This window comes from Kribbella jejuensis, from assembly GCF_006715085.1.
GTDB lineage: Bacteria > Actinomycetota > Actinomycetes > Propionibacteriales > Kribbellaceae > Kribbella > Kribbella jejuensis.
Genome location: NZ_VFMM01000001.1, coordinates 1,491,044 through 1,502,753 on the forward strand (window position 1 = coordinate 1,491,044; position 11,710 = coordinate 1,502,753).

At 68.6% G+C, this 11,710-nt stretch carries 10 protein-coding genes; 4 read left to right on the forward strand and 6 right to left on the reverse strand.

Going from position 1 to position 11,710, the window contains the following annotated elements; all coding sequences use genetic code 11:
* Positions 1-3: 3 nt before the first annotated feature.
* Together FB475_RS07210 and FB475_RS07215 are read right to left on the reverse strand one after the other, a co-directional pair.
* On the reverse strand, positions 4-3,081 hold the full coding sequence (locus tag FB475_RS07210) for a GH92 family glycosyl hydrolase (protein ID WP_141853701.1): 3,078 nt from the start codon (positions 3,079-3,081) through the stop codon (positions 4-6).
* A gap of 59 nt (positions 3,082-3,140) precedes the next feature.
* A complete protein-coding gene (locus tag FB475_RS07215) occupies positions 3,141-3,962 on the reverse strand; it encodes a phosphotransferase family protein (RefSeq protein ID WP_141853702.1) in 822 nt (273 codons plus the stop codon).
* A 54-nt stretch (positions 3,963-4,016) separates the two neighbouring features.
* Here FB475_RS07215 and dapD point away from each other — a divergent pair, with 54 nt between their 5' ends.
* Together dapD and FB475_RS07225 are read left to right on the forward strand one after the other, a co-directional pair.
* Positions 4,017-4,946: a 2,3,4,5-tetrahydropyridine-2,6-dicarboxylate N-succinyltransferase gene (gene dapD / locus FB475_RS07220; RefSeq protein ID WP_141853704.1), complete on the forward strand. Its 930-nt coding sequence runs from the start codon at positions 4,017-4,019 to the stop codon at positions 4,944-4,946.
* A 106-nt stretch (positions 4,947-5,052) separates the two neighbouring features.
* Entirely contained in the window at positions 5,053-6,024 is a 972-nt protein-coding gene (locus FB475_RS07225) for a VldE C-terminal domain-containing protein (RefSeq protein ID WP_420359201.1), read from the forward strand.
* 114 nt (positions 6,025-6,138) lie between these two features.
* Here the strand turns inward: FB475_RS07225 and fdxA are convergent, their stop codons facing one another.
* Complete coding sequence (gene fdxA, locus FB475_RS07230) at positions 6,139-6,465, reverse strand: ferredoxin (protein WP_012923087.1); 327 nt, start codon at positions 6,463-6,465, stop codon at positions 6,139-6,141.
* Between the two features lie 118 nt (positions 6,466-6,583).
* On the opposite strand from fdxA, the gene FB475_RS07235 reads away from it, so the two are divergent.
* Complete coding sequence (locus tag FB475_RS07235) at positions 6,584-7,510, forward strand: GNAT family N-acetyltransferase (RefSeq protein ID WP_238332009.1); 927 nt, start codon at positions 6,584-6,586, stop codon at positions 7,508-7,510.
* Here FB475_RS07235 and FB475_RS07240 read toward each other — a convergent pair.
* On the reverse strand, positions 7,486-8,862 hold the full coding sequence (locus FB475_RS07240; RefSeq protein WP_141853708.1) for an MFS transporter: 1,377 nt from the start codon (positions 8,860-8,862) through the stop codon (positions 7,486-7,488). The two genes, FB475_RS07235 and FB475_RS07240, sit on opposite strands and share 25 nt — an antisense overlap.
* Positions 8,863-8,910: 48 nt before the next feature.
* Here FB475_RS07240 and FB475_RS07245 point away from each other — a divergent pair, with 48 nt between their 5' ends.
* Entirely contained in the window at positions 8,911-9,348 is a 438-nt protein-coding gene (locus tag FB475_RS07245) for a type II toxin-antitoxin system PemK/MazF family toxin (protein WP_141853709.1), read from the forward strand.
* Here the strand turns inward: FB475_RS07245 and FB475_RS07250 are convergent.
* Positions 9,345-11,093 (reverse strand): VanW family protein, encoded by a 1,749-nt coding sequence (locus tag FB475_RS07250; RefSeq protein WP_141853711.1) that lies wholly within the window; start codon positions 11,091-11,093, stop codon positions 9,345-9,347. The genes FB475_RS07245 and FB475_RS07250 overlap by 4 nt on opposite strands.
* Positions 11,094-11,205: 112 nt before the next feature.
* Positions 11,206-11,688 (reverse strand): flavin reductase family protein, encoded by a 483-nt coding sequence (locus FB475_RS07255; RefSeq protein ID WP_238332010.1) that lies wholly within the window; start codon positions 11,686-11,688, stop codon positions 11,206-11,208.
* Positions 11,689-11,710 lie beyond the last annotated feature (22 nt).

Consider the following 11,710-nt stretch of genomic DNA (forward strand, 5'->3'; position numbering starts at 1 on the left):
CGTTCACAGCAGTTCGATTTGGCTGAGGGTTGTGGGGGTCGGGAACGTCAGGCGGTAGTGCTGGTAGGTGCCTGGGGTAGGGATGGTGAAGGGGCGGAGTTGGCGGGGCCAGGGGAAGGATTGGGAGTCGCGTTCGTCGAGGACGGTCCAGGTGGTTCCGTCGGCGGAGGCTTCCAGGCGCCAGGCGGTGGGTGGGGTGGTGCTGCCCGAGGTCAGGGTGTAGAGGGTTGGGGTGGCAGGAGTTGGCAGGGACCAGGTGAGCTCTTCGACAACGGCGGAGGTTGTGGAGGTGTCGTCGAAGAGGGGGTTGGTGGGGTCGGTGGGGATCAGGTCGACGAGGGGGGTTGCCACCTGGTCGTCGAGGGTCAGGCCGGGAGGGAGCTCCAGGGTTGCCCAGTCGGACGGGTCGGGGCCGAGGGTGAACGTCAGTTCGGTCGCGGCGGTCAACGAAGCGTGGCTGATGGATGCTACCGGCAACTGTTTGCCGTCGACCAGGACCTCTTGTACGTAAGGGTTTTCGGCCCCGGAAGCAGTGATCGTCAGCGGTCGACCGCCCAGCGGTGACACGACTACCCGCGGGAAGAGCGGTGAGCCGATGGCGTACTCCGGAGCGCCGACGCGGAGCGGATACAGACCGAGTGCGGCGAAGAGGTACCACGCGGACATCTCCCCGTTGTCCTCGTCGCCCGGGTAGCCCTGGCCGATCTGCTCCCCGACGTACAGCCGGTCGAGTACCTCGCGGACGATCGCCTGGGTCTTGTACGGCGTACCGGCGTAGTTGTACATCCAGGCGATGTGATGCGCCGGCTGGTTCGAGAAGCCGAACTGGCCCATCCGGACCGCCTGCGCCTCGACCATCTCGTGGATGACGATGTCGTACGTCCCCTTCTTCACCGCCAGCTCCGGCGTCGCGAAGAACGCGTCGAGCTTCGCCTCGAGGCCGCGCGGACCGCCGTACAGGTTGGCCAGGCCGCGCGGGTCGTGCGCGACGTGGAACGCGAAGTTCCAGCCGTCGGTCTCGGTGAAGTCGCCGCCCCACTCCTCCGGGTCGAACTCGGCCGGCGTCTTGGCGAAGCTGCCGTCCGGGCGACGGCCCTGGAAGAAGTTCACCGCGTCGTCGAACAGCAGTACGTAGTTCAGCGACCGTCGGAGCAAGTACGAGGCTTCCTCAAGTAGTTGCTCGCGGCGCTCATCGAACCGATCAGCCAGTTGCAACGCCATCTGTGCCAGACCGAAGTCGTTCAGATAGGCCTCGAGCGACCACGACACGCTCTCCTCGGTGTCCGTGCTCACATACCCGGCGAAGAACCCGGTCTCCACGCCTTTGCGCCCGACCTCGGTCGCCTCCGGCGCGACGGTCGCGTTCCGCAGACCGGCCTCGTACGTCGCCAACGCGTCCGGCAGCTCCACGCCCTTCAGATAGACGTCCGCGAACGACACGTCCGAACTGGTCCCGGTCATGCAGTCCGCGTACCCCGGCGACGACCACCGCGCGATCCACCCGCCGTCGCGGTACTGCTGCACGAACCCGTCCACCAGCTCGCCTGTCAGTGCGGGATAGAAGAGCGCGTACGCCGGCCACGCGGTCCGGTACGTGTCCCAGAACCCGTTGTTCACATACATTTTCCCAGGCCGCACGACCGCATTGGTCGCCCGCGACGTCGCCTCACCGGCAACCGGCAGAACCGGGCTCGCGTACTGGTACTCCGGGTGCTCAGCGGTCCCGGTGTTCTCGAAGTGCGAGTTCGGGTAGAGGTTCAGCCGGTACAGGTTCCCGTACACGGTCCGCAGCTGCGGGGGCGTCGCACCCTCGGGGCGGATGACCGCAAGACGCTCGTTCCAGATCGCGTTCGCGGCCGCCTGGATCTCCTCGAACGGCCGCCCGTCCAGCTCGAGCGCGAGGTTGTGCCGCGCCTGCTCGACGCTGATGAACGAGGTCGCGATCCGCAGTGTCACCTCGAGCACGTCGAAACTCGCCGCGCGGGCGTTGGCGCGCCCACCGGTCGCCGGCCCGAAACCGATCGGTGCGGTGGAGAACTCGCCGTAGCAGTACATCCGGGTGAGGCCCGACTCGGATCGCTGCGATCCGTTCTCGACCCACCCCGTGACCGCGATGCCGTCGTACGTGAACCCGCCGTTCTCGTCGATCGTGTCGAAGATCAGGTGCTTCCCGGCCGCGCCCGCCGGAAAGGTGAACCGGAAGATCGCGCCGTGGTCGGTCGGCGTCAGCTCGGCGCGGATGCCGTTCGCGAGCGCGACCGAGTACAGGTCGGGCCGCGCGATCTCGTCGTCGTGGCTGAACGCCGACGCCCGCGCGACCGGGTCGCCCAGCGGTTCCGCGGCGGCGACCGGCATGATCGTCAGCTGATCGCGGTCCCCCATCCACGGACTCGGCTGGTGCGAGAACGTGAGGCCCTGCAGCTCCGGGCGGTTGTCCGCGTTGTTGGTGCGGTGGTACTCGTACGGCCAACGGTACGTCGACGCGTCGGTGACGGGTGTGAGGAAGTTGAACCCGTTCGGCCACGCGGTGATCGGCAGCGTGTTCCCGCGGGAGAAGTCGTGGCTGGCGTTGGTACCGCGCCGCGTGTCGACGTACGCCACGAGGTCCGACCCGTCCGGTTCCGCCGGCGCCGGCCCGACCTCGACGTCGTCGATCCACCCCGCGAAGTCCGCCGAGCCGGGCGCGTCGACCACCAGCATCAGTTGCGCGATGGTCTTTCCCGCGGCCGCGGTCAGGTCGACCTGTACGTCGTTCCACTGGTCGGCGTACAGGATCTTCGCCGCACCCTGACCCGCGGCATCGGCGGGCTTCCCGTACTGGTCGACGCCGGCGAACCGGGAGCCGTCCGCGAACACGACCTCGACCGCCACGTACGTCGCGGCATACGTCAGCCCTGCATCCAGCCCCGGATAGATCTTGTACCGCAGTCGATCCCGCGCCGCGACCAGCTGTCCACCACCAGGCAGCACGACCTCTTGCCGCCCGCCGGCAACCCCCGAATACCGGGTCCCGTCCACGCTGCTGAATCCGCCCCGCGAACTCGTCGGGCCACCCGGTCCACCGCCAGTCTCGATCTGCACGCAGCAATCCTACGAATCAACAAGGCGGCGCAGGTGGAACGTTTCCATCGTGGACGTTCTCACGCCAGTTGCTCCACCAGCTCTGCGAGTTCGGCGAGCAGCGGGGCGATCCAGTCCTCCGAGCCGGGGATCGTCCGGACGCCCTCCGCCATCACGAATGTCGCCGCGAGCAGGCAGAAGCACGCTCCGCCGACGAGCAGTTGCCGATCCACCAGAAACGGATCGGTTCCCGACACCTCGACATACCGCGCGAGGATCGGGCCGCGTTCGTAGCCGAGGGCAACGGCGTCACGGATCAGCGTGTACAAGTCGCTCAGGTGCGGCGCGAGGTACGCCAACGGCCAGTCGACCGCGGTCCACCGTGTGCCGTCCGTGACCAGGTTCTTCGGGACGAAGTCCCCGTGCACCACGCCGAGCGGCGCGTCCTGGTGCAACCGTTCGAGCGCCTCGACCAACGGCTCCAGATCGAGCTCGACCCACCCGGCGAGCTCCTTCACCCGCTCCGGCGGGAACCCGGGCGGCCCGTCCACCGGCGCGGTGTGGATCCGCGCCACCAGTTCCGCAGCGGCCAGGAACCCGTCCGCGGTCGGCTCCTGTTCCAGCGTCACCCGGCCGACGTCGGACAGCACGATCACGCCGTCAGCGCCGTACAGCAACTCCGGCGCCGGCAGACCGAGCGGTACGACGTACCGCTGATAAGCAGCCTCTTCGCCCGCCTGGCTGCCGGTCGCGCGCTTCGCGATGACGCTGCGCAACCCGTACGACAGCCGCCAGACCTCCGACGAACTCCACTGCCGCAACAGCTCCGCGTGGACCGCCTCCAGCTCCGGCGCCGCCGTCACATCGAGCACCACGTCCCGCGGAATCCAGCCAGGAACCATCCGAGAAGTAGACCACGCACGATCACCTGTACGCGGCGGAATTAGGGTGTGCACATGACCGACAACGCCTGGGGCTTCGGCCTCGCCACCGTTACGACCGCCGGTGACGTCCTCGATGTCTGGTACCCGGCGCCCGCGCTCGGGACCCGGCCGGACGACGCCAAGGCCCCGGCCGAGCTGGTCGCCGCCGAGGGGAACGACGACCTCCGGCGGGTGCGGCGTCAGGTGGTCGTGACCGAGATCACCCTGGACCAGGCCCCGAGCGGTACGGCGGACGCGTACCTGCGGCTGCACCTGCTCAGCCACCGCCTGGTCCGCCCGCACGGCGTGAACCTGGACGGCATCTTCGGCGCGCTGCCGAACAACGCGTGGACGTCGCTCGGCCCGGTCCCGGTCGAGGAGATCGAGAACGTCCGGCTCCGTACCCGTGCTGCCGGGCAGCACCTGAGCGTGACCAGCGTCGACAAGTTCCCGCGGATGACGGATTACGTCGTTCCGTCCGGGGTCCGGATCGGCGACGCGGACCGGGTCCGGCTGGGCGCGCACCTGGCGTCCGGGACCACCGTCATGCACGAGGGGTTCGTGAACTACAACGCCGGCACCCTCGGTACGTCGATGGTCGAGGGCCGGATCGTGGCCGGCGTGGTGGTCGACGACGGCAGCGACATCGGCGCGGGCGCCTCGATCATGGGCACGCTGTCCGGCGGCGGCAAGCACGTCATCTCGATCGGCAAGCGCTGCCTGCTCGGCGCGAACGGCGGTACCGGGATCTCGCTCGGCGACGACTGCGTGGTCGAGGCCGGGCTGTACGTGACGGCCGGCACGAAGGTGACCCTTCCGGACGGCAGCGTGGTCAAGGCCCGCGAGCTGTCCGGGCAGCCCGGTCTGCTGTTCATCCGCAACTCGGTCACCGGCGCCGTCGAGGCCCGCCCGCGCACCGGCGAAGGCATCACGCTCAACGAGGCACTGCACGCCAACGCCTGACCATCCGAAAGTATGAATTCGGCAACCGGCGTGCGGCGCGGCTCGTCAACCTGTTCGTGAGGCAGGAACCTGTGACCCGCCCTCGGACGTTGGGAGCGGTATGCCGATGAAACGTGGTGCCCTCGTGGTCCTCGGGGGCATCGGCGTGCTCAGCCTCGCGATCGGGGCCGGCATCGCCTGGCTGGGCGGCAAGCACATCGGCACGCTCCTGCCGCCGCCGGAGCAGTGCACGGCGACCGTGAACGGGCAGATGGTCGTGACGGACCTCGAGCAGGCCGAGTCCGCGGCGATCATCGCCGGGATCGCGGTCCGGCGTGGGCTCCCGGCGCGGGCGGCGACGATCGCGCTCGCCACGGCGTACCAGGAATCCAACCTGCGCAACCTCGCGCACGGGGACCGCGACTCGCTCGGGCTGTTCCAGCAGCGGCCGTCGCAGGGCTGGGGTACGGCGCAACAGGTCCAGGACCCGTACTACGCGACCGGCAAGTTCTACGACGCGCTCGTGAAGATCAAGAACTACCAGAAGCTCGCGATCACCGTCGCCGCGGACAAGGTGCAGCGCAGTGCGTTCCCGAACGCGTACGCCGACCACGAGGCGGACGCGCGGGTGCTGGCGTCCGCGCTGACCGGGCAGTCGAAGAGCGTGTTCAGTTGCACGGTGAACAGCGAGGACGTGGCGCAGGAGACGCTGGGCAGCAACGGGCTCACGCCGCGCGCGGACGCGGTCCGGAAGGACCTGATCCGTACGTTCGGGAAGCTGTCGACCGGCGGGTACGAACCGGGCGGGGTGCGGACCGGGCACATGGAGGGGTCAGCGCACTACGAGGGGCGCGCGATCGACGTGTTCGTCCGGCCGATCTCGGCGGCGAACACCACCAAGGGCTGGGCGATGGCGCAGTACCTGGTCGCCCGCGCGAAGCTGCTGAACATCAAGACGGTGATCTTCAGCGACAAGATCTGGACCGCCGGCCGCCAGTCCGACGACGGCTGGCGCCCTTACACGCCCCCCGAACGCTCCGGCGACCCCAAGATCCTCCGCCACCTCGACCACGTCCACGTCGACGTACAAGAGCAGTAGTAACAGGGCACAGGCGGGGCGTCTCAGGACGCCCCGCCTGTCTCGGACGACTACTCGTCGTGCTCCTGCGGGGGGGAGGGCGGCGACCCCCTCACTCCCGCTTTTGTTTTTCTTTTATTCGTCGTGCTCCTGCGGGGGGAGGGCGGCGATGAACGGGTGGTCCTTGTCGATCTTGCCGAGTTTGGACGCACCGCCCGGTGAGCCGAGGTCGTTGAAGAAGTCGACGTTCGCGGTGTAGTAGTCCTTCCACTGCTCCGGGGTGTCGTCCTCGTAGTAGATCGCCTCCACCGGGCAGACCGGCTCGCAGGCTCCGCAGTCGACGCACTCGTCGGGGTGGATGTACAGCATCCGGTTGCCCTCGTAGATGCAGTCGACAGGGCATTCCTCGACGCACGCGAGGTCCTTCAGGTCAACACACGGCTGCGCGATGACGTAGGTCACTGCTACTCCTCCTATGGCAGGCAAGCGCAGCGCTGGTTTCGGGGTGCTGCGATGCGGTGATGCAAGGTGTCTCTAGTATCACGGTAGTACGTCGCCCACTGTGCCAGGAGTCCGGATCGTGTCAGGCCTCGGTGTCCGTGATATCGGCCACCGTGTCGTCGTCCGGCACCGGATCCCCGGCGGCCTGACCGACGTGATCGGGGTCCTGCAGGCCTGTACACCGGATCTCGTCACCGTCCGCCACGCCGACAGTACGCTGCACGAGATCCCGCCCGCCGACGTGACCGCGGCCAAGCGGATCCCGGAGATGCCGCTCCGCCCGGTCGACGTCGACCAACTCTTCCTGACCACCGCCCTGGGCCGGCCGGCCGCGGAGACCGCCCACCTCGGCCAGTGGTTGCTCCGAGCATCAGCAGGCTGGACCGGCCGCGCGAACTCCCTCCTCACTGCGGGCGACCCCGGCATCCCCCTCGCCGAGGCCCTCCAGCAAACCGAGCGCTTCTATCGGGAACACAACCTCCCACCACAGGTGCAGGTACGCATCGGCAGCCCTCCCGACCAAGAGATCCGGGCTCTCGGGTGGGTGGACGCCCGCCCCGAGCAGTCCGACGTACTCGTCATGCACACCACCCTCGACCACGTGAACGAGTTGCCGACGTACGACGTAGAGCTCACCGAACGGCCGGATGCGGCGTGGTACGCGGCTGCCTTCGAGGGCCCGGTACCGGAAGTTGCTCCGAAGGTGCTCGAAGGTGCGGCGAAGGCGGTGTTTGCGTCGGTCACCACCGCCGGCCAAGTGGTTGCGGTGGGCCGGGGCTCGATGACCGGGCATTGGCTGGGAGTGGACTCGATCCGGGTGGCGGACGGGTTCCGGCGGCGGGGGCTCGGTACGGCGATCGTGCAAGGCCTCGCGCGCTGGGCCGGGCCTCACGGCGGCCGCCGTACCTATCTGGAAGTCCTCCTGGAGAACACCGCCGCCCTGGCGACGTACACCCACCTCGGCTACCAAGAGGCCTACCGCTACCGGTACCTGACCAACCGCTGAGCCGCACCGGCACCCACGAGCGCCAGCACGACGAACCCGGCTAGCACGACGCTCAACGCCCGCCCGGGATCAGCGTCGAGCGCAGTGTAGGTAGAACCCGCCACAGCAACCCCCAGCGCACCGGAGAGCTGAGCATTGGTAGCCACCACGCCAGACAGATCAGCCGCGTACTCCGGCGACAGGCTGGACGTCACAGCACCGATCAACGTGTTGGCGCTGATCCCAAGCCCTGTCCCACCAACCCCGAGCAGCACGAACAACAACGGCCCGCTACGCCCGCCAAGCAGCAGGTACGTCAGCACGCACAAGTAACCCAGAGCCAGCACCACACAGCCCACGACAGGCATCCACCGCACTCCCCTGCGCAGTCTTGGAAGCACGGGCCCCGCCAGCCCAAAAGCGGCCACCCAGACCACCATGGCGAACCCGGAGTACGCGGGGCCCTTGTGCAGACCGCCCTGCAGGTACAGCGCCAGCACGAAGAGCAGTGCGAAGTACGAGCCACTCGTACAGCCATGCGCCAGCAGACCAGCCCGGACGGACCGGCTTGCCAGCACTTCACGGGCGATCAACGGACGTCCACCACGAGCAGCCGTGCGCCGTTCGCCGTACTCGAAGAGCGCAAGAGCCGGGAGACTCAGCAGAAGGCACAGCCAGGACCATGTGGGCCAACCGCGTTCCGCACCGAGCAGGAGCGGCACGACGACGAGCAGAACCGTTGTACACAAGGCGAGTACGCCGCCCAGGTCCAGGCGATCGCGGCGACCCGGCGGATCCGGTGGGAGCAGCCTGCGCCCGGCCACAGCCAGTGCGATCCCGATCGGGACGTTCACCAGGAAGATCGGCCGCCAGCCGGTATCGAACAGGTTCGCGGCGATCAGCACGCCGCCGAGCAGCTGACCGGCCACAGCGCCGCCGGAGAGCGCGATCGAGAAGTACCCGAGCGCTTTGAGGCGGTCCCGGCCGCGGAAGTGCAGCTGGATGCCGCTGAGTACCTGCGGCACCATCAGCGCGGCTCCTGCACCCTGGACGAAGCGAGCGCCGACCAGCGTGGCGATCCCGGGCGCGAGGCCGCAGGCGAGCGAGGCCGTGGTGAACACGGTCAGCCCGAGCAGGAACGTCCGCCGGTACCCGAGCGACGTACCGAGCCGGGCGCCGGTGATCAGCAGCACCGCGAACGCGATGACGTACCCGGAGACGACCAGGCCGACCGCCCCCGGCGACGCGCGCAGGTCGTTCCCGATCGACGGGCCGGCGATGTTCGCCACCGCGGTGTCGATGTTGGCCATGAACTGACCGGTGAGCAGCACGGCGAGCACCGCGCCCCGGTTGCGAATGGTGAGCACGTCCATGGAACGGGGTGAGGCCTTCGCGATGTGAGGGCGTTAGGCTCCCGGGCTATGGCGGATCACGTGGTTGAGCGGCCGGAGTACGCGGGGGATTTCGAGGGCACGGTGCACGTGCAGTACACGCCGCATCCGGACGACGGGGTGGCGGATCCGGGCGAGATCGTCTGGACCTGGGTGCCGTTCGAGGAGGATCACACCCGCGGCAAGGACCGGCCGGTGCTGGTGGTCGGCTGGGACGAGCCCTACCTGCTGGCGCTGATCCTGACCAGCAAGGACCACGACCGCGACGCCGCCGACGAGGCGCGCTGGGGCCGGGTCTGGATGGACATCGGCAGCGGCCTGTGGGACAAGGAGCACCGCCGCAGCGAGGTGCGCCTGGACCGGGTGCTGCGGATCGACCCGCGGCAGGTCCGCCGCGAGGGCGCGGTCATCGAGGAGGCCCTCTTCGACCAGGTCGCGGCGGAACTACACAAACTGCACCGCAGTTAGCTGGGCTTCCGGCCGGGCGTGGTCGTCCCCGGCGGCGGCGTCACGGTGGTCCCGGGTTTGGGACCGCAGCGGATGTCGTCGGCCGCGTTGTACTTGGTGGTGAACTGCTCGGTCTTCTGCCGGACGCCGTTCCGCGCCATGTACCGGTAGATCGTGATGTCGAAGCCCGGCGTCGGCGCCTGCGGCTCGCACTTGGCGGCGGTGTTGTACACGACCTTCGGCTGCCGGATGTTCGACTTCTCCGACTGCCCCGCGGTGACGTCCCAGAACTTCGTGCCCCAGATGATCACCCGGATGCTGCCCTTGGAGCCCGGCGTCGACGCCTTGAAGATCGTCTGCACGAGGATGCCGTGGCCGGAGTCGTTCAGGAACTTCAGGTCCACCGAGCCCCACGCCACGGTCGCCTCACGGCCGACCGGGTAGCGGCTGATGTAGACGCTGTGCGCCTTGTGCTCGAGGATCTTCAGCCCGGCGAAGAACGCTGCGTTGAACGTCGTGGTCGCGGACTGCGAGACACCACCGCCGAGGTCCTTCTCGAACTTCCCGCCGCTGATGATGTAGCCCTCGGTGAACCCGTTCTCCTTGGTCCGCTCGCCGACGATCTTGTTCAGGCTGAACGTCTCGTTCGGCTTCAGCAGCGTGCCGTTGATCTTGCGCGCCGCCGTACCGATGTTGATGTTGCGATAGGCCGCGTCCGGGAACTCGGTCTGGAACTCGCCCATCTTCTCCTTGATCCCGAGCGCGGTCGCCGCCTCGGTGGTGAACGCCGCCTTGGTCTGCGTCAGCGGTACGACGGCCCGCCGCTCGCCCTGCGGCTTCGGCAGCACCAAGAGGATGGCCGCACCGACCTTGGCCCGGTCGACGACCAGCCCGTCGACCGCCGGTACCACCTTCGGGGCGGCGCCGACGATCTGCACCGTGGCGTCCTTCGGCAGCGTCTCGAGGGTCTTGAAGCGCGCCTGGAACAGCGGCTCGAGCTTCTTGGTGTTCAGCGCCGGAATGACCCGGCCCTCCTGGACCGTGACCGACAGCGCCGGGGCCAGCTCGGCAGGCTCGAGATCCACCGACTTCGAACCGACGCTCAGCCGCACCGGTCCGGACATCGCCGGCTCGGCGAACTCCGTGACCGCCTTGTCGATGGCCTCGGAAGCGGCCTGCGGCTTCGTCGTGCTGACCGGCAGGTCCGTGGCGTCGCCGTCCGAGGGGTACGCCGCCAGCACCGCGCCGGTCGCCTTCGCGGTGTCGAGCTCCAGGCCCTCCGCCGGCTCGTGCTTGACCGGCTTGGTCCCGGTGAAGGTGATCGTGCCCTCGGTGGCCTTCCGGTTCACCTGGCCGGCCAACTTGTCGACGGCGGCCTTGAGCTTCGCGTCGTCCTTCGTCACCACCGGCTCGACGGCGTCGCCGCCGGTGAGGGCGTGCCAGATCCGGGCCGGCGACAGACTGCGACCCGCTCCGGCCGCGTCGACGGTCTTGCCGATGTCGACCGACAGCCCGGCGTCGGCCGGTACCACCTGGAACTTGGACCCGCCGGCGGTCAGCGCGATCGGCGCGGCCACCCGGTCCTTGAGACCGTCGGACAGCTTCGCCTGCGCGGCGTCCTTGGAGAGCCCACCGATACCGATCCCGAGCACGGTCGTGCCGGACGGGATCTTGGAGCCCGCGAACGCGAACGCGGCACCGTACCCGACAACGATCACACCGAGCCCTGCGGCGGCGATGATCCCCGCGAGCTGCTTTCTCCCCACCGGAAAGAGTCCTCTTCTCGAGCCTTGGTCAGGGCACAAGCGGCCATCTTACGGGACGCGGCGGGCCTCACCGACCCTCGGGGCAGGCCCTTCGCAGGGGCCGAGACAACGCTCAGTTTCCGGGCAGTTCCCGATAGTTACCGGAGTAGTACAGCAACGCTCCGGGATCGGTCGCCGGGCCGGTGCCGAGGCTCAGCACCTCACCCACCACGATCGTGTGGTCTCCCCCGTCGTACGTCGCCCACGTACGGCACTCGAGCCAGGACAGGGCCCCGTCGACGGTCGGACAGCCCGTCTTCGGGCCGGCCGTCGTACCGATGCCGTCGAACTGGCTGTACAGGTCGCGGCCGGAGCGGGCGAACCGCTCCGCGATCGGCTGCTGATCCCCGGCCAGCACGGAGATCGCCCAGAAGCCGCAGTCCAGTACGGCGGCGTGCATGCGGACGCCCTTGTCGACGCAGACCAGCACGAGCGGCGGATCGAGCGACACCGACGTGAACGCGTTCGCGGTCATCGCGTGCGCGACGCCGTCCTGCAGCGTGCTCATGACCGTGATTCCGGACGCGAACTGCCCGAGCGCAGCTTTGAATGACACGTCAGCAGGTTACGCGCTGCAT

Excerpts from the sequence above, each read along its gene's own strand:
- FB475_RS07215 (WP_141853702.1), bottom strand. The coding sequence starts at position 3,962 with ATGGTTCCTGGCTGGATTCCGCGGGACGTGGTGCTCGATGTGACGGCG.
- dapD (WP_141853704.1), top strand. The coding sequence starts at position 4,017 with ATGACCGACAACGCCTGGGGCTTCGGCCTCGCCACCGTTACGACCGCC.
- FB475_RS07225 (WP_420359201.1), top strand. The coding sequence starts at position 5,053 with ATGAAACGTGGTGCCCTCGTGGTCCTCGGGGGCATCGGCGTGCTCAGC.
- FB475_RS07240 (WP_141853708.1), bottom strand. The coding sequence starts at position 8,862 with ATGGACGTGCTCACCATTCGCAACCGGGGCGCGGTGCTCGCCGTGCTG.
- FB475_RS07245 (WP_141853709.1), top strand. The coding sequence starts at position 8,911 with ATGGCGGATCACGTGGTTGAGCGGCCGGAGTACGCGGGGGATTTCGAG.